At 36.3% G+C, this 24,747-nt stretch carries 25 protein-coding genes; 22 read left to right on the top strand and 3 right to left on the bottom strand.

What is annotated here, in order from left to right; genetic code table 11:
* Nucleotides 1-155: 155 nt before the first annotated feature.
* Nucleotides 156-593 (bottom strand): CoA-binding protein, encoded by a 438-nt coding sequence (locus MHB61_RS08050; RefSeq protein ID WP_031559091.1) that lies wholly within the window; start codon nucleotides 591-593, stop codon nucleotides 156-158.
* Nucleotides 594-727: 134 nt separating this feature from the next.
* Between MHB61_RS08050 and MHB61_RS08045 the strand changes: the two genes are divergently transcribed.
* From MHB61_RS08045 to MHB61_RS08000, 10 genes are all read left to right on the top strand, one after another.
* On the top strand, nucleotides 728-1,519 hold the full coding sequence (locus MHB61_RS08045) for a DNA/RNA non-specific endonuclease (RefSeq protein ID WP_033899177.1): 792 nt from the start codon (nucleotides 728-730) through the stop codon (nucleotides 1,517-1,519).
* 164 nt (nucleotides 1,520-1,683) lie between these two features.
* Nucleotides 1,684-1,893, top strand: a complete 210-nt coding sequence (locus tag MHB61_RS08040; RefSeq protein ID WP_010905160.1) for a hypothetical protein — start codon at nucleotides 1,684-1,686, stop codon at nucleotides 1,891-1,893.
* Nucleotides 1,894-1,904: 11 nt separating this feature from the next.
* Nucleotides 1,905-2,144: a hypothetical protein gene (locus MHB61_RS08035; RefSeq protein ID WP_137016422.1), complete on the top strand. Its 240-nt coding sequence runs from the start codon at nucleotides 1,905-1,907 to the stop codon at nucleotides 2,142-2,144.
* Nucleotides 2,145-2,340: 196 nt separating this feature from the next.
* Nucleotides 2,341-3,924, top strand: a complete 1,584-nt coding sequence (locus MHB61_RS08030) for an APC family permease (RefSeq protein WP_014570347.1) — start codon at nucleotides 2,341-2,343, stop codon at nucleotides 3,922-3,924.
* Nucleotides 3,925-3,992: 68 nt separating this feature from the next.
* Complete coding sequence (locus MHB61_RS08025) at nucleotides 3,993-5,207, top strand: pyridoxal phosphate-dependent aminotransferase (RefSeq protein ID WP_003129721.1); 1,215 nt, start codon at nucleotides 3,993-3,995, stop codon at nucleotides 5,205-5,207.
* A gap of 152 nt (nucleotides 5,208-5,359) precedes the next feature.
* Complete coding sequence (codY, locus tag MHB61_RS08020; protein WP_003129722.1) at nucleotides 5,360-6,148, top strand: GTP-sensing pleiotropic transcriptional regulator CodY; 789 nt, start codon at nucleotides 5,360-5,362, stop codon at nucleotides 6,146-6,148.
* 893 nt (nucleotides 6,149-7,041) lie between these two features.
* Entirely contained in the window at nucleotides 7,042-7,347 is a 306-nt protein-coding gene (gatC, locus tag MHB61_RS08015; protein ID WP_014570348.1) for an Asp-tRNA(Asn)/Glu-tRNA(Gln) amidotransferase subunit GatC, read from the top strand.
* Entirely contained in the window at nucleotides 7,347-8,813 is a 1,467-nt protein-coding gene (gene gatA / locus MHB61_RS08010; RefSeq protein ID WP_003129724.1) for an Asp-tRNA(Asn)/Glu-tRNA(Gln) amidotransferase subunit GatA, read from the top strand. The genes gatC and gatA overlap by 1 nt, the downstream gene beginning before the upstream one ends.
* Nucleotides 8,813-10,246, top strand: coding sequence for an Asp-tRNA(Asn)/Glu-tRNA(Gln) amidotransferase subunit GatB (gene gatB / locus MHB61_RS08005; RefSeq protein ID WP_003129725.1), 1,434 nt, complete (start codon nucleotides 8,813-8,815; stop codon nucleotides 10,244-10,246). The genes gatA and gatB overlap by 1 nt, the downstream gene beginning before the upstream one ends.
* Before the next feature lie 219 nt (nucleotides 10,247-10,465).
* Complete coding sequence (locus MHB61_RS08000; protein ID WP_003129729.1) at nucleotides 10,466-11,965, top strand: amidase family protein; 1,500 nt, start codon at nucleotides 10,466-10,468, stop codon at nucleotides 11,963-11,965.
* Nucleotides 11,966-12,046: 81 nt separating this feature from the next.
* Here MHB61_RS08000 and MHB61_RS07995 read toward each other — a convergent pair whose 3' ends face one another.
* Both MHB61_RS07995 and MHB61_RS07990 read right to left on the bottom strand, forming a co-directional pair.
* On the bottom strand, nucleotides 12,047-13,387 hold the full coding sequence (locus MHB61_RS07995) for an MATE family efflux transporter (RefSeq protein ID WP_003129731.1): 1,341 nt from the start codon (nucleotides 13,385-13,387) through the stop codon (nucleotides 12,047-12,049).
* Nucleotides 13,388-13,567: 180 nt separating this feature from the next.
* Nucleotides 13,568-13,765 (bottom strand): cold-shock protein, encoded by a 198-nt coding sequence (locus tag MHB61_RS07990; protein WP_003129735.1) that lies wholly within the window; start codon nucleotides 13,763-13,765, stop codon nucleotides 13,568-13,570.
* Nucleotides 13,766-13,882: 117 nt separating this feature from the next.
* On the opposite strand from MHB61_RS07990, the gene MHB61_RS07985 reads away from it, so the two are divergent.
* From MHB61_RS07985 to MHB61_RS07930, 12 genes are all read left to right on the top strand, one after another.
* The gene (locus MHB61_RS07985; protein ID WP_003129736.1) at nucleotides 13,883-14,416 is read left to right on the top strand and encodes a 5-formyltetrahydrofolate cyclo-ligase; all 534 of its coding nucleotides are present in this window, start codon (nucleotides 13,883-13,885) and stop codon (nucleotides 14,414-14,416) included.
* Complete coding sequence (locus MHB61_RS07980) at nucleotides 14,406-15,098, top strand: rhomboid family protein (protein ID WP_003129738.1); 693 nt, start codon at nucleotides 14,406-14,408, stop codon at nucleotides 15,096-15,098. The genes MHB61_RS07985 and MHB61_RS07980 overlap by 11 nt, the downstream gene beginning before the upstream one ends.
* Before the next feature lie 99 nt (nucleotides 15,099-15,197).
* A complete protein-coding gene (locus MHB61_RS07975; protein WP_003129739.1) occupies nucleotides 15,198-15,629 on the top strand; it encodes a DUF3284 domain-containing protein in 432 nt (143 codons plus the stop codon).
* A gap of 390 nt (nucleotides 15,630-16,019) precedes the next feature.
* Nucleotides 16,020-17,072 (top strand): GNAT family N-acetyltransferase, encoded by a 1,053-nt coding sequence (locus MHB61_RS07970; RefSeq protein WP_014570349.1) that lies wholly within the window; start codon nucleotides 16,020-16,022, stop codon nucleotides 17,070-17,072.
* Nucleotides 17,073-17,404: 332 nt separating this feature from the next.
* On the top strand, nucleotides 17,405-18,499 hold the full coding sequence (locus MHB61_RS07965; RefSeq protein ID WP_003129742.1) for a DUF871 domain-containing protein: 1,095 nt from the start codon (nucleotides 17,405-17,407) through the stop codon (nucleotides 18,497-18,499).
* Nucleotides 18,500-18,596: 97 nt separating this feature from the next.
* Nucleotides 18,597-20,081 (top strand): PTS sugar transporter subunit IIC, encoded by a 1,485-nt coding sequence (locus tag MHB61_RS07960; RefSeq protein ID WP_014570350.1) that lies wholly within the window; start codon nucleotides 18,597-18,599, stop codon nucleotides 20,079-20,081.
* Between the two features lie 124 nt (nucleotides 20,082-20,205).
* Nucleotides 20,206-20,412 carry a hypothetical protein gene (locus tag MHB61_RS07955; RefSeq protein WP_010905174.1) on the top strand — a complete coding sequence of 69 codons (207 nt, stop codon included), beginning with the start codon at nucleotides 20,206-20,208 and terminating at the stop codon, nucleotides 20,410-20,412.
* Entirely contained in the window at nucleotides 20,409-20,603 is a 195-nt protein-coding gene (locus MHB61_RS07950) for a hypothetical protein (RefSeq protein ID WP_012897017.1), read from the top strand. Before MHB61_RS07955 ends, MHB61_RS07950 begins: the two co-directional genes overlap by 4 nt.
* A gap of 130 nt (nucleotides 20,604-20,733) precedes the next feature.
* Complete coding sequence (locus MHB61_RS07945; protein WP_003129748.1) at nucleotides 20,734-22,170, top strand: glycoside hydrolase family 1 protein; 1,437 nt, start codon at nucleotides 20,734-20,736, stop codon at nucleotides 22,168-22,170.
* Nucleotides 22,171-22,233: 63 nt separating this feature from the next.
* The gene (locus MHB61_RS07940) at nucleotides 22,234-22,686 is read left to right on the top strand and encodes a dUTP diphosphatase (protein WP_003129749.1); all 453 of its coding nucleotides are present in this window, start codon (nucleotides 22,234-22,236) and stop codon (nucleotides 22,684-22,686) included.
* Nucleotides 22,687-23,060: 374 nt separating this feature from the next.
* The gene (locus tag MHB61_RS07935; RefSeq protein ID WP_137016419.1) at nucleotides 23,061-23,771 is read left to right on the top strand and encodes an alpha/beta hydrolase; all 711 of its coding nucleotides are present in this window, start codon (nucleotides 23,061-23,063) and stop codon (nucleotides 23,769-23,771) included.
* Between the two features lie 327 nt (nucleotides 23,772-24,098).
* Nucleotides 24,099-24,563 (top strand): hypothetical protein, encoded by a 465-nt coding sequence (locus MHB61_RS07930; RefSeq protein WP_003129751.1) that lies wholly within the window; start codon nucleotides 24,099-24,101, stop codon nucleotides 24,561-24,563.
* The last annotated feature ends 184 nt before the right edge of the window (nucleotides 24,564-24,747 follow it).

The following is a 24,747-nucleotide window of genomic DNA, read 5'->3' as shown; positions in this document are numbered from 1 at the left end:
TTATGAATGCGTAAACATCCGCCTAAAAAACAGATAAAACTCCCGCTTTTTAGACGAGAGTTTTGTGTTTGCGTAATTCAACTTTATTATTGTATCAAAAAAATCGATAAAATGTTGCCGGGGAAACGTAATAGTCTATAAAATAACTTTTGTAGTTATTTTTTCCCTAAGCCTGAATAGGCATATTCAATTTTAATACAGCGATTCATCACAATTTTATTTCTTCCTGCTTCTCGAAGAATTTGTTCAGCTTCTTGAGATTGTAAGCCCAATTGCGCCCAGAAAATATCGGCGTCAGTTTCAATGAAGTCACGAGCAACATCCGCCAAAAACTCACTTCGACGAAAGATATCAACGATATCAATGTGAAAAGGAACTTCTTTGATAGAAGGGTAGACTTTTTCACCTAGTAATTCACGGCCAGCAAGTCTTGGATTGACTGGAATAACATGGTAGCCATTTTGTTGTAATCCTTGAGCAATTAAAAAAGATGAACGGTCTGTTTTATCGCTAATCCCAACGACAGCGATGGTTTTTGCATTTTTGAGATAATCAAACATTACCTCTTGTTCTGGATTTTCAAATTCGTACATTAGATTTCCTCCTCCTGCTTTGTTTTTATTATACAATATTAAGGGAAGTGGTGTGGTTTAAAAGCTTCTTTAAAATGATTATAAAAGTTTTTCAGAATTGTAAAATCCTTGAAATTTTTTGCTATAATTAAGCTATGAATAAGAAACAAATAAAAACACTAACAAGCGTCATTGTAGTCATTATTGCACTGGCTGTAGGATATTTTGGTTCGGGACGTCTGCATTTGGGACAAGGAAATAATTCGGCTACTGATAATAGTAGCCAAGTTTCCACAAAATCACTGGCAAGTTCGGTTAAACAAGCTCCTTTAACTTTTAAAAATCAAAGACAAATGGTCATGGCCAATACTGATGCTTTAGGTCGTGCGGTTGATTCACATATTCAATTGAATGATTCTCAAGAACCTAAAGTCAAACGTGAACCCTTGACTTATAATCCGGTTGGTTGGCATAATTATAATTTTTATTATAAAAAATCAGATGGTTCGATTGGTAAAATGTGGCTAATGGCTCGTGGCCATTTGGTGGGTTATCAATTTTCAGGTCTAAATAATGAAGCAAGAAATTTAGTGCCAGAAACGGCTTGGTTCAATGGTGGAAATTTCACTGGAACGAATGATGGAAATACAGCCAGCATGCTTTATTACGAAAATCGTTTGGACAGTTGGCTTGCAAATCATCCCAATTATTATTTAGATTACCAAGTGACCCCTCTCTACGAAGGAAATGAACTTTTGCCTCGACAAATTCGTTTGGCTTATGTTGGAATTGATAAAAATGGTCAAACCTTGTCTATCAAACTCGGTGGTGGTCGTGAAAAGTCAGGAAATGGTGGAGCAACTGTCGTTGTTCTTGACAATGTCGCTCCAAATGCAAAAATTAATTATGCTGACGGGACCGCAGTTAACACAGTCAGCCCTAAATAGTTACTGACAGACTGTTCTGTCAGTAAAATAAAGCTCTGTCAGTAAAAAAATGCTTGAAAAATCAGTCAAAAGACTGAGAATTCGGGCTTTTTTTCTTGCTATAATTAATATATAAATACAAATTCATGAGTGATTAGAATTTGTTAATTATCGGAGGAAAGAGAATGTTTTTACTACTTATACTATTTTTAGCTATGTTACTTTTTATAAAAGGATTCTTTAAAATTGTTTTACCTGCTTTGATTATATTAATGATTTTGAAATTTTTGTTCGGTGGTTTAATGCTCTTACTTAGTCCGCATTTTTGGGGGACTTTGCTCGTAATTAGCATTATTGTATGGCTTGTGAGAGCCAGTCGTAGTCGTTACTACTAAAAGGAGAAAAAATGTTTGTAGGATTTTTATCAGGTTTGATTGTAATGGGGGCTTTGCTTTCAATTTTGTTAGTGCTTTTGGGAGTGATGGCATTGAGAGTATTTGTACGCTATATCTTGCCCATTTTACTTATTTTACTGATTGTTCGTTTGATTATTTCAGGGATTGTACTTTTGTTTAACCCGCACTTTTGGTTATTCATTGCTGTTGTCGCTTTGGTCCTTTGGGTTCTTGGTAAAATTAGGAATTAAGTAGTTTATAAATAATATTAACTTATAGAAATTACTGACCTTTTTGTCAGTAATTTTTTGCTTATAATTTTATAATCATTTTTAACTTTATTGAGTGTTTTCCAAAAATTTGGTATAATTTTTTTACAACTGTGTATTTGAAACAAGCATTTTGTTTATAAAAAAGATTTCCGCTAAGGAAACATCGGAGGACGTCATGTCAAATGAATACAGATCCCGCTCGTCACGTCGTGAGCAGAGAAGCTCTCGTTGGGCAAATAAAGATTCTGATGTCGTGGAAGCGGCAGCGAATCAAGCAATCAGGCATTTAGAAGAAGAACCAGAAGGTCAAAACGTCGAACGAACTTCAAGACAAAAATTGACACATGAAAAAACACTCAGAATTCCCTTAGCGGTCTATGGATTACTTACGGGTCTGTCAGTGCTTTTAGCATTAACTTTTTATGCATTTCCTTTGTGGAAACCATTAGCCACAGCCAGCCAATCACAAAACCTTTATTCAGGATTTGCGATGCATCATGGTTTAGTTCCTTTTAATGATTTTTATGGGACAGGTGGTACGGTTTTTTATCTCATTAATTGGTTAGGGAATATTGGTGGGACGACTTGGCTTTTATGGCTTTTTGAAATTATTGCTTTACTAATCAGTGGAATTTTAGTTTACCGCTTAGTGGGTCAACAAACGAAAAATCAAACAGCATCACTAACTGTATCGGTTTTTACCTTAGTTATTATTGCAGGTTTGGCAAGAGGAGGAGATAGTCCAACGCTCTTTGCTCTTCCTTTTGCCTTATGGGCGGCACGATTTTTGAGTTCTTATTTCCAAGATAGTTCTACAGATAGGGGATTTATTCGATTTGGAATGGCAGCTGCCTTTGCCTTAGTCATTTCTCCTGTCATGTCAGTTTTCTTTATTTTATCTGCTATCACTCTCATTATTCATAATGTGGGTAGCCGTAAAATTGGACGTGGTTTTTACCAAATGCTGGCAACAATTTTGGGAGTTCTATTAGTAGGTTACTCAGTCGCTTATTATTCTCTTGAAGAACAAACAATCTATACTTCTATTGAACAATCTATTTTAATTCCCTTTACACATTTTGGTCCAAGTGGTGATTTATTATTAACTCTTGCTAAAGCTTTAGTTCTCACTCTTATTTTTGGAATTGTTGCAGGTTTCGTCCAAGGAATTGTACAACTCAAAAAGGGTGGACCAGCCAGAGTTTGGTACGTCATGATGCTTATTGGAATTGTTGGGTTGACAACAATGATTGTTTTTGCTCAGACTTTTGATAGTTCTAATCTTTTGGCTGTCCTGCCATTTACAATAGTTTTTGCAGGTCTTGGGTTGACAGATAGCGATCAAATTTTGTTGAAATATCTGCAAAATCGTTTATTTGCTCCGATTTTGGCAATACTTTTTGTCATTTTTACACCAATTAGTTATCATTTCATGAACCGAACAATTGCTTCAGAAGAGCAAAGTGTGGCACAATATATTAAGGCAAATGCCACAGGTTCTGACCGAGTTTATGTTGTCGCTGATGGTAAAAATATTAACAATTTGACCAAAACAATTTCAACTTTAGATAATGTTCCAGCAAATTATCCAATTAAATTTACCCAAAGTTATGATTTGAAAGTGGGTAAATTATCAGATAAATTCGTTGTTTTACAGGCCAGTGAGAAAGCTCCGACTAGTTTGAAAAAAGTTTTAGATAAAGACTATAAAGTGACTAACTATGCTGGAAAATATTTCCAAGTCTATAAAAAGAAATAAACTAGTGTTACCAGAATCTGTTTGTAAGTTTTGAAAATCAAAACTTCATAATATTACGGAGGTCAATAATGAGAAAATTTGAAAAATCGCATAAACTTGATAATGTCAGCTATGATATTCGTGGTCCAGTATTGGATGAAGCACAAAGAATGCGAGCCAATGGTGAAAAAATTCTTCGATTGAATACAGGAAATCCAGCTGAATTTGGCTTTCTTGCTCCTGATGAAGTCATTAGTGACTTGATTCAACATGCTGTGGATAGCGAAGGATATTCAGATTCTAAAGGGATTTTCTCGGCTCGTAAAGCGATTATGCAATACTGTCAGCTCAAGGGTTTTCCTAATCTTGATATCAATGATATTTTCACAGGTAATGGGGTTTCTGAATTGATTGTTATGGCCATGCAGGGACTTTTGGACACAGGGGATGAGGTTTTGATTCCTATGCCTGATTATCCGCTTTGGACGGCTTCTGTCAGCTTAGCTGGAGGAACAGCTGTTCATTACCTCTGTGATGAACAGGCTGGTTGGTTCCCTGACATTGATGATATTCGCTCAAAAATCACAAGTAATACAAAAGCCATTGTTTTGATTAATCCTAATAATCCAACGGGTGCGCTGTATTCTAAAGATTTATTGCTTGAAATTGTTCAAGTGGCTAGAGAAAATAATTTAATTATTTTCTCTGACGAAATTTATGACCGATTGGTTATGGATGGAGCAGTTCATGTTCCGATTGCTAGCTTGGCACCAGATCTTTTTGTGGTCACAATGAATGGCCTCTCAAAATCACACCGCATTGCGGGATTCCGCGTGGGGTGGATGGTTCTGTCAGGTGAAAAATCACATGTCAAGGGTTATATTGAAGGTTTGAATATGCTGGCTTCAATGCGACTTTGTTCCAATGTTTTAGCTCAATCAGTCGTACAAACTTCACTTGGTGGCACTCAATCGGTTGATAAATTGCTGTTGCCGGGTGGACGAGTTTATGAACAAAGAGAATTCATTTATAAGGCCATCAATGATATTCCAGGATTATCTGCGGTCAAACCTCAAGCAGCTTTCTATATTTTCCCTAAAATTGACAGAGAAATGTATAAAATTGATAATGATGAACAATTTGTCTTGGACTTTTTGAAGCAGGAAAAAATCCTGCTTGTTCATGGTCGAGGATTTAATTGGAAAGAGCCAGACCATTTCCGAATTGTTTATCTGCCTCGTGTGGACGAATTAGCGGAAATACAAGAAAAAATGGAACGTTTCCTTTGGCAATATCGTAAATAATAAATAGAAAAAGATGTATGAATAATTCGTATATCTTTTTTTGTTGAGAGTAATTTTCTGACAATTTTTATTGTTTTTCATGCTTTTTTATGTTATACTGATTATGAAAAATTTTGTATAAAAACAAGAATATAAAAAAATAGGAGAACAAAGTGGCTACATTACTTGAAAAAACACGTAAAATCACCGCGATTTTGCAAGATGGAGTGACCGATTTGCAACAAGAGTTGCCATATAACAGTATGACTGAACGCTTGGCAAACGTCATTGATTGCAATGCATGTGTGATTAATACGAAGGGCGAGTTGCTTGGTTACTCATTGCCTTATAATACAAACAATGACCGTGTTGACCAATTTTTCTATGATCGTAAATTGCCTGATGAATATGTTCGTGCGGCAGTACGTATCTACGATACAATGGCAAACGTTCCTGTTGACCGTCCATTAGCAATCTTCCCAGAAGAAAGCCTTGGCGATTTTCCAAAAGGTGTGACAACTTTAGCACCTATTTATGGTTCTGGAATGCGTTTGGGAACATTTATCATGTGGCGTGAAGACGGCGAATTCACTGATGATGATTTGGTCTTAGTTGAACTTGCAACAACAGTAATTGGTGTTCAACTCTCAAATCTTAAACTTGAACAAATGGAAGAAAATATCCGTAAAGACACCATGGCAACTATGGCTGTTAACACACTTTCATATTCAGAAATGAAAGCTGTTAAAGCAATCATTGAAGAGCTTGATGGTGAAGAAGGGCATGTTATCGCTTCTGTCATTGCTGACAAGATTGGGATTACACGTTCAGTCATTGTTAACGCATTGCGTAAACTCGAATCTGCTGGTGTAATTGAATCACGTTCACTTGGTATGAAAGGAACTTATCTTAAAGTTCTTAATACTGGTTTATTTGATAAACTTGCAGGACGTAATTTCTAAAAGCCAGGGTCTTAGCGCTTTAGCGCTTAGACTTCGGCTTCACAAAAAGCTCCTATCGCAGATGGGGGCTTTTCGTGCTTTATAAGAATTTCAAACAAATTTTTATTAGTTTAGAATGTGAAAATTACCAGCGAAGCCATGTAAGGGTCTTAGCGCTTTAGCGCTTAGACTTCGGCTTCACAAAAAGCTCCTATCACAGATGGGAGCTTTTTGTGCTTTATAAGAGTTTTAAACAAATTTTTATTAGTTTAGAATGTGAAAATTACCAGCGAAGCCATGTAAGGTTCTTAGTGCTTTAGCGCTTAGACTTCGGCTTCACAAACAGCTCCTATCACAGATGGGAGCTTTTTGTGCTTTATAAGAGTTTTAAACAAATTTTTATTAGTTTAGAATGTGAAAATTACCAGCGAAGCCATGTAAGGTTCTTAGTGCTTTAGCGCTTAGACTTCGGCTTCACAAACAGCTCCTATCGCAGATGGGAGTTTTTTGTGCTTTATAAGAGTTTTAAACAAATTTTTATTAGTTTAGAACGTGAAAGTTACTAGTGAATTCATGTTAGCGCTTCGCCCTTTTATCATTCGCTTGCGACTCGCGTTGGTGCTTTATAAGTCTTTTAATCAAAATCCTATCAGGTTAGGTCAGAAGGTTGAACTTGCTGACAGAAGCCACATACATGGTTAGAGTACTATTTAGTTTCACAAACAGCTCCTATCTCAGATGGGAGTTGTTTGTGTCTTATAAAGATTATCGATTACAGATTTATAATTACTGACAAAAAGTTCTATCAGTAAAAAAATGAAGGTAAATGGTTTAAAATCACTGACAGACTGTTAAAATGCCGATTTTTTGTTATAATTAACAAGAATAAACTCTAAAAAATGGAGATTGAAAATATGAGTCAAATTACAGAGGAACAAGTCAAGCACGTGGCGCTTTTGTCAAAGCTTGAATTCTCGGAAAATGAAGTAAAATCATTTACCGATACTTTTGGAAAAATCATTGATATGGTTGAAATGTTAGATGAAGTTGATGGTGAAGGTGTCCCATTTACTATGAATGTGGCAGATAATCTCAACTTCATGCGTGATGATGTGGCAGAAAAAGGACTTGACCGTGAAAAACTCATGGCAGCCGTTCCTGAAAAAGAAGACGGCTTTATCAAAGTTCCAGCAATGCTTTCTGATGGAGGAGATGCTTAATGTCATACAATAACAAATCAATCAAAGAGCTTCATGAGCTACTTGTAAATAAAGAAATTTCTGCTCTTGAACTGACAAAAGCAACGCTTTCTGATATTTCTGCACGTGAACCACAAATTGATGCTTTTTTGAAAATTACAGAAGAAAAAGCTTTGCAAGATGCCGCCGCAATTGATGCTCGTGGAATTAATCCAGACGTTGTGACTGACGGAATCTCAATTGCTGTCAAAGATAATATTGTTACAGAAGGAATTGAAACAACAGCTGCCTCAAAAATTCTTGGAGGTTGGATTCCACCTTATAGTGCAACGGTTGCGAATAAATTGAGCGAATCTGGGTTAATTACAATTGGTAAACTCAATATGGATGAGTTTGCGATGGGTGGTTCTGGTGAAAATTCTTCAGTTAAGCCAACCAAAAACGCTTGGGATCAAACAAAAGTACCTGGCGGTTCTTCATCTGGTTCTGCGGCTTCAGTTGCTTCTGGTCAAGTTCGTTTATCATTGGGTTCAGATACTGGTGGCTCAATTCGCCAACCTGCCGCATTCAATGGTATTGTTGGTTTGAAACCAACTTATGGTCGTGTGAGTCGTTTTGGTTTAATTGCTTTTGCTTCATCATTAGACCAAATCGGTCCATTGGCGCCAACAGTCGAAGAAAATGCTCAACTTTTGAATGTCATTTCTGGCTTTGATAAAAATGATAGTACATCATCAAATGTTGCAGTTCCTGACTTTACAAGTAAAATTGGTCAAGACATTAAAGGAATGAAGATTGCTTTGCCTAAAGAATATTTTGGTGAAGGAATTGATGAAAAAGTAAAAGAACAAATTTTGGCAGCAGCTAAACATTTGGAAAAATTGGGTGCCATTGTTGAAGAAGTTAGTCTTCCTCACAGTAAATATGGTGTTGCAGTTTATTATATTATTGCCTCTTCTGAAGCCAGCTCAAATCTTCAACGTTTTGATGGTATTCGTTACGGTTATCGTGCACAAGACATCAAAAATCTTGAAGATTTGTATGTAAAATCACGTTCTGAAGGATTTGGTTCAGAAGTTAAACGTCGAATTATGTTAGGAACTTTTAGTCTTTCAGCAGGTTCTTATGATAAACATTTCAAAAAAGCAGGTCAAGTTCGTACTTTAATCATCAATGATTTTGCAAAAGTTTTTGAAAAATATGATTTAATCTTAGGCCCAACAACTCCGACACCAGCTTGGGACTTGGGAGCACGTGTTGATGATCCACTTTCAATGTATTTGGCGGATTTATTGACAATTCCAGTCAATCTAGCTGGCCTTCCAGGAATTTCAATTCCTGCTGGTTTTGCCGATGGACTACCTGTGGGAATGCAATTGATTGGTAAACGTTACGATGAGGAAACGATTTATCAAGTAGCGGCGGCTTTTGAAGCAACTACTGATTTCCACAAAAAACAACCGATTATTTTTGGAAAGGTGCAATAATGAACTTTGAAACAGTAATTGGGCTTGAAGTCCACGTTGAGTTAAGTACAAACTCAAAAATTTTCAGTCCCGCCTCAACAAAATTTGGTGGAGACCCTAATACAAATACAAATGTGATTGACTGGTCACTTCCTGGTGTTTTACCAGTAATGAATAAAGGGGTAATTGATAGCGGAATTAAAGCGGCTCTTGCTTTGAATATGGATATTCACAAATCAATGCATTTTGACCGCAAAAATTATTTCTATCCTGATAATCCCAAAGCTTACCAAATTTCACAATTTGATGAGCCAATTGGTTACAATGGTTCCATTGAAATTGAACTTGAAGATGGCCATAAAGCGACGATTCGCATTGAGCGCGCTCATTTAGAAGAAGATGCTGGGAAAAATACGCACGGAACGGATGGTTATTCTTATGTCGATTTGAATCGTCAAGGAGTACCATTGATTGAGATTGTCTCAGAAGCTGACATGCGCACTCCTGAGGAAGCTTATGCTTATCTGACAGCACTTAAAGAAGCCATTCTTTACACAGGAATTTCTGATGTGAAGATGGAAGAAGGTTCAATGCGTTGTGATGCCAATGTTTCGCTCCGTCCTTATGGTCAAGAAGCTTTTGGTGTAAAGACAGAAGTTAAAAACATGAACTCATTTAGCAATGTCAAAAAAGCATTGGACTTTGAAGTCGACAGGCAAGCTAAGATTTTGCGCGCTGGTGGCGAAATTCGTCAAGAAACGCGTCGTTTTAATGACAAAACGGGTGAAACAATTTTGATGCGTGTTAAAGAAGGCGCTTCTGATTATCGTTACTTCCCAGAGCCAGATGTCCCTCGTTTTGAAATTTCTGACGAATGGATTGAGCAAATGCGTGAGAGTCTTCCAATGACGGCTAAAGCAAGACGTGCGCATTATATTAATGATTTAGCTTTGTCTGATTATGATGCTCGTCAATTGACCGCAACTAAAGAAGTTTCTGATTTCTTTGATCAAGCGATTAAATTTGATACTGACCCTAAATTGGTGTCAAACTGGTTGCAAGGTGAAGTGGCTCAATATTTGAATAGTGAGAAAAAAGAACTTCATGAGATTGGCTTGACTCCAGAAAATCTGACAGAAATGATTCGTTTGATTTCAGATGGAACAATTTCTTCAAAAATTGCTAAAAAAGTCTTTATTGAATTAGCAAAAAATGGTGGTTCTGCCGAAGAATTTGTCAAGAAAGCTGGTTTGGTTCAAATTTCTGACCCTGCAGTGCTTTTGCCAATCATTCATGATGTATTTGCTAAGAATGAACAATCTGTAGCAGATTATCGTGGTGGGAAGCAAAATGCCGCGAAAGCTTTGGTTGGTCAATTAATGAAAGCAACTAAAGGACAAGCTAACCCAACGGTTGCGCAAAAACTTTTGTATCAAGAATTGGATAATTTCTAAGGATCAGCTGTATGAAACAGCTATCTTACATTTCATTCGGTCATAAGTTAGTGGAAGACAGCAATATGAAAACTTTATTTTGTTTTGCCAGTTATAATAATAAAAATATCCGTCCTAATTTGGAACGGATATTTTTTATTATGATTGATAAGTATGGTAAAATGTTGGCAGAATGAGTTTGTCAGCAAATATATAAAACTCAGCTTTTAAAGGAGAACCATGCTTGAAATTAAAGATGCAACTTATTGGGCGGAGCAATTAAAATCAGGAAATCTTTCTGCCAAAGCGTTATTAGAAATGACAAATGACAAGATTCAAAAGCTCAATCCGCGTTACAATGCGATTGTTGCTTATGATTTAGAAAAGGCAAAAGCTGATTTAGCTTTAACGAGTCAAGGTTTTTTTGCTGGTCTTCCTTTTGCTTTGAAAATGTTGGGACAAACTCATAAAGGATTGCCTGATACGGCTAGCTCTCACCTCTTTTCAGAGAATGTGGCATCAGAGGATGACAACTATGTTAAAGGACTCTTAGAAGCTGGTTTCACGCCATTTGGACAAACGAATTCTCCAGAGTTTGGCTTTAAAAACATTTCTGATTCAAAACTCTACGGAGATACACGAAATGTCTGGAATGAAGCTTATTATTCGGGAGGGTCTTCTGGCGGAGCGGCGTCTGCCGTGGCTTCTGGGATGTTTGCAATTGCTGGAGCTTCAGATGGCGGTGGGTCGATTCGGATTCCAGCCTCATTTTCGGGCTTGATTGGACTTAAAATGACGAGAGGGCGGATGCCACAAGGGCCTGATTCTTACCGAGGATGGCAAGGAGCATCGATTTCTGGAGCTCTTACTGTATCTGTGCGAGATACGGCTCGTTTTGTGCTTGAAATGCAAACCCTACAAGAAGCAGCACCTTATCAGGCAAAATTGTTGGACGAAAAAGAACTTATAGCGCTCACTAAAAGTACTGGCCAAGCTGTCAGCAATAATTTATCAAGAAAATTGAAAATTGCTTATTCACTCCAAAGCCCGATTTTTGGAATTGAATTATCAAAAGACGCCATAAATGCATGCCTAAAGGCAGTAGAGTTTTTAGAGCGTCAAGGTCATGAATTGACAGAAGTTGATTTTCCCATAGAAGCTCGTCCTTTGATTCAGTCTTATTATCGTATGAATGCGGCTGAAACAGTGGCCATGTTAGAACCTTGGGAACGGGCTGCCGGACGAAAATTGACAAGCCAAGATGTTGAACTTTTGACTTATGCACTTTTAGAAGCCGGAAGAAAAGCTCCGGTGTCTTCTTATATCAACGCTTTAGCTCAGTGGGATCTTGCGGCTAGAGATTTTACTGACAAAATTTATAAAGATTATGATTTATTTTTGACGGCAACAACTGCTAAAACAGCCCCTAAAATTGGTCAGGAATTAATGACAGCGGAAGTATTAAAAGAAATGTCAGAAATTAGCCAATATGAATTTGAACAACAAATAGAGATTATTGAAGCCGCTTTTGAGCGTTCATTAGCTTTTACACCTTATAACTTCATCAGTAATTTAACGGGTCAGCCTGCGCTTTCTCTGCCCGTTTATGTTAATGAAGAAACGAATCTGCCACTTGGAATTCAACTTTGGGGACCAAAAAATTCTGAAATTGAATTACTGAAAGTTGCTAAAGAATTTGAGGAAGCGGGTCAATTTATTTTACCCAAAGCTTATCAATGAGTTTGATGATATTTTACTGACAGAAATTTTAAATCAAATCTATCAGTAAATTTAAAAGAAAAACCGCCCTAAGTGGCGGTTTTATGCTAAATCCTGATTTTGTCTAAAACGTTTAATCATGCGGATGGTTGTTGGAATTAAGATAGAGGTTGAACCCAGCCAAGCGGCAGGATTACTTGAGATAATTACCGTATAATTGAGTAAAAGAACACCAATGATAGCGACTCCTGCCCGCATGAAAAGCTCTGCAAAGCCACACAATGTTGGAATCTTGGCATTACCTAAGCCTTGAATTGTTGAGCGGGTAACGAATAAAATGGCTAACAACCAATAGAAACTTCCGTTCACAAGATAATAGTGACTCGACATCTCAATAACGGCTGTTTGGCTACTTGAAATGAAAGCAGTGGTGAAATAGAAGTGAGCAAGGTTTAAGATAATGGCAAAGATAATTGACCAACCGACAGCAATTGTAAGAGCCCATGTTAAGCCTTGATTAATTCGTTTGTACTGTTTAGCCCCATAATTTTGTGCTCCAAAGGTTGCCATGGCAAGGCCGATTGAAATCATCGGGAGCATCGCAAATTGGTCAATTTTAGAAACGATGGCTTGGGTAGCGACAGCATTTGTTCCCATTTTATTCAAAGCGACTTGGAGCGTGATAGAGCCGATGGCAATAATACTTGATTGAAAGCCCATTGGAATACCAAGTCTAGCATGGTGGACAATTTCGGCACGATCTAGCCGCCATAAATTTTTTGAAATTTGAAATTCGGGAACTTTTCGTTTGATGTGCCAAAAAAGAAATAATACCGAAATCATTTGGGCTAAAATTGTTGCTCCACTTGCTCCAGCAATTCCTAATTTTAAGACTAAAATAGCAAAATATTCAAAGGCAATATTTAAAATTGAGGCAGCAATCAAAGCATATAATGGTGTTTTAGAATCGCCCAAAGCCCTTAGAGCATTAGACAGATAAGCGTAGAGATTAGTGGCAATCATTCCGCCTAACATAATGCTTAGAAAGGTCTTGGCACCTTCAAAAATTTGGCTTGGGGTCTGCATAACTTGAAGCAAAGGTCCCACAAAAATAAGGGACAATATGCTGAGCAAAATAGAAATCGCAATTGTAAAGTAGAGGCCCGTGACATAGGATTTTTTTATGGCTAACTCATCTTTTGCCCCGAAACGTTGGGCCGTTAAAATTGTCAAACCAGCAGTCATTCCTTGAGCAAAGCCGACAATTAAAAAGTTGATAGAGCCTGTCGCTCCAACGGAAGCCAAAGCATCTTTTCCCAAGGTTTGACCGACAATCAGAGTATCTGCCGTGTTATAGAGGACCTGAAAAAAGTTACCCATAAGTAAGGGCAAAGTAAATGCAATAAGTCCTGTTAAAATATTTCCTTTAGTTAAATCTTTCATTTTTTCCCTAAATACACTAAGTTGATTTCTTTATTTTAGCCCATTTTAATCGTTTTTACAATAGTATTTTTGATAAAATATGAATTATTTGTAAAGGCTTACGAAAAATAGTCTGTCAGTAAAATTGACAATAAAAAAATCACTGACAAAACTGTCAGTGATTTTTATTTAAAGCTGTAATTATTTTTGGATGTTAACAGCTTGAGGTCCACGAGGGCCATCTTCAACGTCAAAAGTAACTTTTTGACCTTCGTCAAGTGTTTTGAATCCATCAGTTTGGATAGCTGAGAAGTGAGCGAAAACGTCGTTTCCTTCTTCAGTAGTGATAAAGCCGAAGCCTTTAGTTGCGTTAAACCATTTAACAGTTCCTTGTGCCATTTTTGGTACTTCCTTATTTATAAATTTGTAAATCTAATTTCTTGAATAGGAATGAACCCAAAAGCACAGAACTAATCGTAAAACAAAAACTTACACTTTCATGTTATCATAGTTAATATGGAAAGTAAAGCAGAAAACCGTAAAAAAATATTACAAATGTTAAAAAATTTTTCAGACTACGAGAAAAGGCGTCAGAATAAGGATGTTTTAAAGCAGTTAACCGCTTCCTCAAAATGGAAATCTGCAAAAAAAATAGCGCTTTATATGTCAATGCCAATTGAATTTAATTTGACAGAACTTTTCGACCAATCTGACGACAAAGAAATTTTGATTCCTAAATGCTTACCTGAGCGTCAAATGATTTTTGCCAAGTATGATAAAGAAAATCTTGTTCGCTCAAAATTTGGCTTGCTTGAGCCAAAATCTGAAATTGCGGTTGAGCCTGATTTTATCCTTGTTCCAGGCTTAATTTGGAATGATGAGGGTTATCGAATCGGTTTTGGTGGTGGTTATTATGACCGGTATTTGGCTAATTTTGAGGGAACAACGGCCTCTGTACTTTATGATTTTCAAAAAATGGATTTTGAGGCGGAAAGCCATGACATCGCAGTACAAGAACTTTTTATAGGGAGAAAAAATAATGAATTTTAATGAAATTAAACGAGATTTTACACGTTACAAGGCAACTTATATCTTATCAATTATCACACTCTTAGTTTGGTTATGGCAATTTTTTACTTACGGAATATCGGCAACTTCAGCAATCAACTTGTTCAATAGTGGAGCCATACTTGGTCAAGTTATGCTGTTTGACCCAAGCCAAATGTGGCGTTTGTTTACGGCACTCTTTATCCATATTGGTTGGGCACACGTTTTATTAAATGTGGCGACGCTCTTTTTCATCGGTCGGCAAATTGAAAATGTTTTTGGTTGGCTACGTTTTACTCTGATTTATCTTTTGTCAGGAATTTTTGGTAATGCCATGGTTTTTCTTTTGACACCTAGAGTGGTTTCGGCAGGGGCATCCACTTCTATATTTGGCCTCTTTGCGGCAGTTGTTGGTTTAGCATTTTTTACAAAACATCCATTTTTACAACAAATCGGTCGAATGTTTACTGTGTTGATTGTTGCTAACTTGGTTATGAATCTCTTTTCTTTAGGAAATGTAAGCATTTGGGCACATATTGGCGGGGCAATTGGTGGACTGCTTTTGTCAGCAATTTTTGCTCCTAAGGCTTTCATTCCATCTATTCCCAAACAATACCGTATTTTTGCAACAGGCGCCTTTGTTATTCTCTTGGTTCTCTTTATCGGTTTACCATTTTTCAAGTAAAAATATGTTTTGCTTTTGAAAACATGAAAGTGCTTGCAAAGAATCTTTAATCTTGTTAGAATAAACTTAGTTAAAAAACTTGCTGAGGGAGAAAAAAAGATGAGAATTGATAAAATAGTTGATGCCCCGAGAGAATTTATCTTTGAAAAAATAATTGATTCGTGTCTATTTGACATTGAAAAAAATACAGGGAAACGTCCGAAAGTTAGAAGCTTAAATGGTTATGAATATAGTAAGAGTTTTGGGAAAAACCAAAGAGGAAGTATTAAAATTACAGAACTGACAGAACCAAGCATTTACGCTTTTACGACTAAAACAAATCGCAATACTTTCAGTACTCGCTGGGAATTGCATAAAATTGATGACCGGAGCACTCAGGTGGTCATTGAAGAGAACCAAACATCAAATGGTTTTATTCAAATGATTAACGACAAAGCCGTTGGTTTTTTCTTGGGACGTTTTAAAAAGCGCCAAATGGTTGCTGTTTTGGATAATGTCACTCGAGCTTACAATGGCGGTAGAGCAAGATAAGTAAAGTGTCAGACAATGAAAATTTTAAGACTTTCAGATTTACAAAGAAATAAGTTGTTTTCATGCGCTTTATTTTTAGTGATAAGCTAGGCGGAAAGATTATAATACTAAACTGAATTTTCAGTTTTACTGTTTGACTTTACTGACAGAATCAGCCTTGAATGATGATTTTGAATTGGAAAGAATTAAAAAGTACTGATTTCTCTTAAGAACAAGATACTGAAAGCTGTCAGTAATTTTGGGCTAAATATTTGGTCTCGAAGAAATTAAAATTTTGATTTGAAACAGCCGATTTTGGCTGTTTTTCTATTGGACGATTAGAAAAATCAAAAAAGTAAACGTTAACAAAAATGTTTTCTTATTCCTACAAATTTGTGTTAAAATGAATTTATGAATGCGAATACAAAAAATAATAAAGAATTTTTAGATTTGGCAACTTATGCCTTTCATAAGCCTAAAACAAAGGAACGGGCAAAAGCTTTTGACAAATTACTTGAATTTTCAACTCCTTATGGCCACTACGAAAATCAAAGACTCACGTCAATGGTGATTGACTCACACTTTAATGTTTATTGGAAAAATCAAGAAGTCAAAACTTCTGGAATTGGTTATGTTGCCAGTTATCCTGAGTTTCGAGGCAATGGAGCCATTCGACAATTAATGACCAAAAGTTTGCGAGATAATTATGAAAAAGGAGTGATTTTTTCATATTTAGCACCATTTTCATATGCTTTTTATGAAAAATTTGGTTATCATTATGCTTTTAATCAAAAACATTATCGACTAGCAGCTCAAGATTTTCCTAAAGGTAAGAGAAGTGCGGGCGAAATTAGTCGAGAAAAGTTTGAGTTTGATGATGAAAATGCTAGTGAATTTTCTGTCAGTAAAAATACAGCCCTTTTTAAAGTACTGACAGAAGTTCATCAAAAGGCTGATAATCAAGGCTCACTTATTCGCTCTCCAGAACTTTGGTCTTACTTTTTCAGTTTTAAATCACAACCTCACTGTGCGATTTATCGCGAAAATAGTAAGGCTTTGGGCTATCTTCTCTATGAATTTTCAGAAATGACATTTGTTATCAAAGAACTGATAACTTTGACTGACGAGGCAAAACAAGCATTTTATCGTTTTATTTCAAGCCATGCTGGTTCATTTTCGGAAATTAGTTGGCAAGCACCCTCAGATATTCTCCTTGAAGAAGAACTGACAGAGCCACAGCGAGCAGAAATTAAACTTGTTCCTTATATGCAGGCACGAATTGTTAACTTACAGGAATTTTTAAAAGTACACGGTCAGTCCGATTTTTCAGTTGAAATTACTGACGAAATTATTCCTGAAAACAATATTAGTCTCGGAGAAGGAAAAAGAGAAAAAATGACCATTGGCCAATTTACGGCAAAAATTTTAAAAGAGAATCAGGCGATTCTTCGTGAATATTTTTAAAAAAGTTACTGACAGCTTTGTCAGTAACTTTTTTGATAAAAATTAAAGAAATTAAAAAATTAGAATATTGTGGGAGGAGTAGTTTGTTTGTTACACTGATATTACTGACAAAAATTGATATAGGTCAATTCGCCTTATTTTAAAGATTTTAACGAAAGAAAGCGTTAAACCTATCTAAAAATGAGAATTTATCGTTAATGTTTCAATTTAAGAAACATGTTTTTTTTAAGATGATATCGCTTGCAAAAATGAAATGAAAGCCTTATCATAGACTTAAGGTTTATTTCAGAAATAAAAAAAGGAAATAAACAAATAAGAAAAAGGAGAAAAAAATGGGAAAATTAGGGGTATCTATCTATCCAGAACGCTCAAATTTTGAGGCAGATAAAGCTTATCTTGATTTAGCGCATCAATATGGATTTAAGCGTGTCTTCACTTCTTTACTCGAAATTGATGGAGATAAAGAAGGGGTTCTTGCAGCTTTCAAAAAAGTTGTTGATTACGCCAATCAGTTAGGAATGGAAGTCATGGTGGATATCAATCCAGGTCTCTTTACACAACTTAACATTAGTTATGATGACCTCAGCTTTTTCCATGAAATGGGTGCAGATGGAGTTCGACTTGACATAGGATTCACAGGAGCCGAAGAAGCCAGAATGACCCGAAATCCTTACGGAATCAAAATTGAAATCAACATGAGTCAGGGAACAACCTATGTTGATTCAATAATGGATTACTCACCTGATACTGAAAAACTGTTGGGAAGTCACAATTTCTACCCACATCGTTACACAGGATTGGAATTTAATCATTATCTTAAATGTACAGAAAAATTCAAGGGCTATAATTTAAACACCATGGCCTTTGTCAATTCGCAAGCAGCAACATTTGGCCCTTGGCCAACTCAAGATGGCCTTTGTACTCTTGAAGACCACAGAAGCCTTGAAATTGCGACACAAGTTAAACATTACAAACTCCTCGGTGGAATTGATGATGTGACTATTGCCAATGCTTATGCGAGCGAAGAAGAACTTAAAGCGATGAGCCAAGCATTTAATGCAAGCATGCCTGAGATTAAAGTCGTTCCACGTGAAACAATCAGCGAAAATGAACGCAAATGTCTTTTTGAAGCGACACATAGCTACCGTGGTGATAAATCAGCTTACATGCTCCGTTCAACAATGACAAGAATCACTTATAAAGACCTTGAATTCCCCGCTCACGATACTGATAAAATTCAACGTGGCGATGTCATTATTGACAACGAAGGCTATGGTCAATATAAAGGTGAGACTCAAACCGCCTTACGTGAAATGGAAAATGATGGTCGAGTCAATGTGGTTGGACGTATCGCAGATGATGAATTATTCCTACTCGATTTCCTAAAACCATGGAGCTCATTTAAACTTATCGAGAGCAAAAAATAATCGATAATCTATGCCTGTCAGTACTGACAGAACCTTAATTATGTTCAAAAAGTTTTTTTGAAAGTTATTTATTATTATATTATAAAGGAGGAATTCCATGAACGGAATTACTGCGTGGATGGAGAAATATCTCGTCCCTGTTGCGGCAAAGATTGGGTCTCAAAAACACCTAGTTGCGCTGCGTGACTCATTTATCGGTATGTTGCCAGCAACACTTGCTGGTGCCTTAGCTGCCATGATTTCAGCTATCGTGACAACATTCCCGTCAGCTATCCAACAAATGATGTTGGGAGCAACAGCATTCTCAAAATTAGCACCAGAGAAAGTCTGGACACTTGCTAATACACCAATCATTGGTGATTTGAACAATATTTCAGCCCTTGTTAACCAAGGAACACTGACAGTTATTGGTCTTATCTTTGCCATTTCTTGGGGTTACAATTTGGCCCGCGCTTACGGAGTCAATGACCTCGCTGGTGGTATCGTATCAGTTGCAACCTTATTTGCAGGTTTGCCAAACCAAATGGGTAAATTTACAGCAGCCCTTGGTACAGGTAAAGCTGGTGTAGCAGCAACTGACAAGCTTAATGGCGTTCTTGGTGATCAAGGACTTGCCGCTTGGAAACCACTCTTTGCCTCAGCTCACCTCGATGCTGGAGCTTACTTCACAGTTATTATTATGGGTGCCCTTGCAGTTATTATTTATGCAAAACTCATGCTTGCTGACATCACAATTAAGATGCCAGAATCAGTTCCGCCTGCAGTAGCAAAAGCTTTCTTAGCAATCATTCCTACAATTGCAGCACTTTATATCGTTGGTCTAATCTACTACATTATTGGTAAATTGACAAATGACTCTGTCATTAACCTGATTACCCACTATATCGCAGAGCCATTCCAAATTCTGTCACAAAATATCTTCTCAGTACTGATTGTTACACTCTTTGTTTCAGTCTTCTGGTTCTTCGGACTTCACGGACCAAACGTTTTGGCACCAGTACTCGATGGTATCTGGGGACCTCTTGGACTTAATAACCAAGCCCTCTACTTCCAAGTTCACTCACAAGGTATCCGTGACTTGATTGCTAAAGGTGCGGTTGATAAAGCACATGCCATTAATGGTGACTACGTTAACCTTTGGGTACGTGGTTCATGGGACGCCTTTGCATGGTTTGGTGGATCAGGTGGTACAATTACACTTGTTATTGCAATCATCCTCTTCTCTAAACGTAAAGACTACAAGATTGTTGGACGTCTCGGACTTGCACCTGGTATCTTCAACATCAACGAACCAGTCCTCTTCGGTCTGCCAGTTGTCTTGAATGCAATCTTCTTTATTCCATTTGCAGTCGCTCCATTGATTTCTGTAATCATTGCCTACACTGCAACAGCCCTTCACTTGGTTGACCCAGTTGTCAATGCTGTGCCATGGGTAACACCACCAATTATGAATGCCTTCATGGCAACCGGTTTTGACTGGCGGGCAATTGTCCTTACAATTATCAACTTGATCATTACCTTTGTTATCTGGGTACCATTCGTTATCGCAGCTAACAAGTTGGAAGAAACTGAACTCGACTAAATTTGAAATTAATGGTAGAGCAAGTAAGAAAACTTGCTCTACACATTTTTTGTTAAATCTGGTAAGATTTATAATATAAACCTTATCAGATGTGATAAAAAACACTCATAGAGGAGGAAATACTATGATACTCGTAAATTCTGCAATGATGCAAAAAGAAATTATTCAACTTTTAGAAGAAAATGGCTTTAAACATACAAAAAAACAAGGATTAAAACTTTTCTTTGAAACACCGACAGATGATGCAACGACTGACGCAGCAATGGCTAAACAGCTAATTAAAGGAAGCTCATTTGGAGCAGCTGTCTTCTTTAATGTGAGTGTTGTATGAGTACCTGGGGCATCGCTTTTATCAGTTTAGGTCTATTGCTTGTGGCTTATCATAACTGGCTTGGTTTAGCAATCGTTTTAATTGGCTTGGCAATGATTCTTATTGCACGCAGCCAAAAAAAGAAAGCCAACAAAATAGAAGCAGAAAATCAACAAGCACATAAAGATATAAAAATAAAATCAAGAAAATAAAGTTGTCTTTTAAGACAACTTTTTTAGGATAATCACGTAAAAATAAAAAAACAAATTCCAAAAGATAAAACAAAATAAAACGGTTACAAATGTTATAATATAGACTATAAACAAGTAATGGGGGAATAAAATGGAGCACAAAAAATTAAAAGCATTTCCAAATGATTTTCTATGGGGTTCGGCTTCGGCAGCCTATCAAGTTGAGGGAGCGCCTTTTGAAGATGGCAAAAAAGCCAGTGTCTGGGATAATTTTGTCCGTATTCCAGGCAAGACTTTTAAAGGAACGAATGGGGATGTCGCTGTTGATCATTATCATCGCTATAAAGAAGATGTGGCTTTAATGAAAGAGTTGGGACTTAAATCCTACCGTTTTTCAATTGCTTGGACGCGGATTTTACCTGACGGACGTGGCGAAGTCAATCAAGCAGGCTTGAAATTCTATGAAGATTTGATTGATGAGTTGATTGCTAATGAGATTGAACCAATTGTCACGATTTATCATTGGGATTTGCCCCAAGCCTTAGAAGATTTATATGGTGGTTGGGAATCACGAGAAATTATTGCAGATTTTGTTAACTATGCTGAAGTTTTGTTTAATGCTTTTAAAGGTAAAGTAAAATATTGGGTATCGCTTAATGAACAAAATATTTTTACAAGTCAAGGTTGGTCACTCGCGACTCACCCACCTGGAAAAAGAGATATGAAACTTTTTTATCAGGTCAATCATATTGCTAATCTGACAAATGCTGCGGTAATCAATAAATTTCATGAACTTGAAATGGATGGACAAATTGGCCCTTCGTTTGCCTATACGCCACAATATGCTAAGGATTCTGACCCACTCAATGTTTTAGCGGCTGAAAATGCAGAAGAGCTTTATAGTCACTTTTGGATAGATGTTTATCTTTACGGAGAATACCCAATTGCGGCAATGGCTTATTTACGTGAAAATGGGCTAGCACCTGAATTTGAAGCAGGGGATGCTGAACTTTTGAAATCAGCTAAACCTGATTTTCTAGGTATTAATTATTACCAGACAGCTACTAACGCATGGAATCCAGTTGACGGAGGAGTTGGAGTCGGTTCCTTTAATACAAGTGGTAAAAAAGGAACAACCAAAGAATCAGGAATTCCAGGCCTCCATAAAAAAATTCAAAATCCTTTTATTGACCGAACAAATTGGGATTGGGAAATTGACCCTGAAGGCCTGAGAATTGCACTTCGTCGTATCACTTCTCGTTATCGTATTCCAGTGATGATTACAGAAAATGGCTTGGGCGAATATGATAAAGTTGAAGATGGAAAAATTCATGATGATTATCGAATCAAATATCTAGAAAGTCATGTTAAAGCAATCAAAGAAGCGATGACGGATGGAGCAAAAGTCATTGGTTATCACACTTGGTCTTATACTGACCTCCTTTCTTGGTTAAATGGCTACCAAAAACGTTATGGCTTTGTCTATGTTGACCAAGATGAAACAATGGAAGGTTCATTGAAACGGATACCGAAGGATTCTTATTACTGGTATCAACATCTCATCGAAACAAATGCTGAAGAAGTCTAAATGAAAAGCGCTCTCTGAGTGCTTTTTTTATGATATAATAGAAAAAAACAAATGAGGTAAGAGATGAAAATTCGTGGATTTGAAGTGGTAACTAAATATAAAAATGCTGGAATTAATATACCAAAACGTTCAACTGAACATTCAGCAGGTTATGACATTGAAGCAGCTGAAACCGTTAGTTTTGCGCCAGGGGAAATTAAATTAATTCCAACAGGTTTGAAGGCCTATATGCAGTCAGATGAAGTACTTTATATGTATGACCGTTCATCAAATCCTCGTAAAAAAGGCTTGGTTTTAATCAATTCAGTAGGTGTTATTGACAAGGATTACTATAATAATCCTGATAATGAAGGGCATATGTTTATGCAGATGCGTAATTTCACTGATGAAGAAGTCGTAATTGAAAAAGGGGAGCGCGTGGTTCAGGGAGTCTTCATGCCTTTCTTGGTCGCTGATGGTGATGAAAATCAAGAAAAAGAAGAACGGACTGGTGGATTTGGGTCAACAGGAGCTTAATCCAAATTAAAGTAATTTAAGAAGCGCAATAGCGCTTTTTATTTTTGCGAACAGAAGCTTTTAAAGCCTATTCATATTGCCTGTGTTATAAATCTTATGTTTGTCACAAGCAAACTGCTAGGGCATCTGTAGATGCTTTATTGCTCTGAGGAAGATACTATAGCAATCTTAAGTTTCACTTGCTTATAAATTAGGCGAAAGCTAGTAAAACGAAATATTGTTTAGCCTTAGTAGCTATGCTATAATAGTATCCTAAATGAATTGAGGGCAAAAAAATAAAACACAAAAAAATAGTAATTTTCCAGCTGATAATACTAGTTGTTTTATTATCAATATCAACTTATATCTCCATAAAATATAAATCTGAACAAAAAGTGGCTCAGAAACAAGCCCCCTTGATATTAATACCAGGAACTGACGCTAATGGAAATCGCTTTGATAGTTTCATGAATGAGTTAATGAAACAAGTTGGGAAAAAAGATATTCTGAAAATTAATGTTAAGACTGATGGCACTACAGAATGGACATCTTCTTTAAGCAAAAAATCTATTGATCCTTTTATTGTAATAAGCTTTTCAGATAGTTCGGAAAAAGGGGTAGAGAAACAGGCAGAATGGACTGATATAGCTATGAAAAAAGCTCATCACCTCTATTCTTTCGATTTTTATAATGCATTGGGGCATTCTAATGGAGGATTAGTCTGGACAATCTACTTGGAAAAAATGACACAGAAGTCAACATCACAAATGAAAAACCTTATCACATTGGGTACACCATATAATTATCTTGATTCAAATGCCAACCCTTATCCCAATAGTTCTTCGTTAACCGAAACAGATATGTTAAGGCGCATGATAAACAAAAAAGGGAAAATCCCTCATAGCTTGCGAATGATCTCAATTGCAGGAAACTATAAGAATAACGGTGATGGGGTTGTACCTCTCACTAGTGCACTTTCAAGTAGTAAAATTTACAATAATATTTCCAGCTACCACGAGAAAATATTTGATGGAATAAATACTCAGCACAATCAGTTAACAGAAAACGAAGAAATTATTGAATATGTTGTTCATCAATTATATTAACCCTACCCATAACTTTTTACAGGGAGATCACACATATAGATCTCGTCTTGCGTGAAAAACCAATTTTGAAAATTTTTATATAGGGGGGCAAAACACTAAAATGGCGTTTTAATCTCGGTTGTAGGCAAAAAGGGGAGAACTTTCCTTTATTGCATTTTTTAGAGTAGGTTAGAATAGTTAAATACTAATTATTGAACACTTTTAACAAATAGTTAGGGAAGTAATATATGTATTGATTCATAATTTTGGTTTTCTTAGTATTATTAGTATATAATTTAGTTAGAAAGTTAAAATAATTATTCAATAAATATTTATAGAGGAAATAAAGTGTTAAAAAGAGTTATCCATCATCCGGAAACTATTGGCTTAGTAATTATGGCTACAATGGTTTTTTTTATGTCAAATTATAATATGCTCTGGCGATTTGGTATTTATAACTATAGTGTAAAAAAGGAATTATTCATATTTCCTGTTATTTTTGTTGCAGTTTATATTGTAAAAAAAATATTTTCAGTCCCAGTTGTTAGATTACTTCATAATAAATCTCAGTGGTTATCTAATATTTCTAAAGACATCAGTTTCCCACTTCTTGTCATCATTTTCAATAGCACAATAATAATGGCTATTTCAACTTATTTAACACATAACTACATTGAAAATCACTTTTTCATAAGTTACTTAATAAATTGGTCTCGCTCAGCTATTGTAGCTATCCCTTTATTCTTTTTTGTGGTTCAACCCTTGATACATCGTCTATTTAATTGGCTAAAATCACATCATAAGTTTCAATAAAATTTTTACTAAAAAAACTGCATCGATAACGGTGTTTTTTATAACAAATTTAAATATTAAGAGAGTACCACTTCGCAAAAATTAATGATGTTTTACTACGCTTTTTACTACGTTCTTGTTTTTTACGCTTTTTGTTACGTTTAAAATGTTGTATATTGTGCTACTTTAGGTAGCGCTTTTGTTG

It is taken from the genome of Lactococcus sp. FSL K6-0773 (assembly GCF_038006485.1).
GTDB lineage: Bacteria > Bacillota > Bacilli > Lactobacillales > Streptococcaceae > Lactococcus > Lactococcus lactis.
Note: the sequence above shows the minus strand (reverse complement) of the source record. Positions and strands in the feature narration are given on the sequence as shown.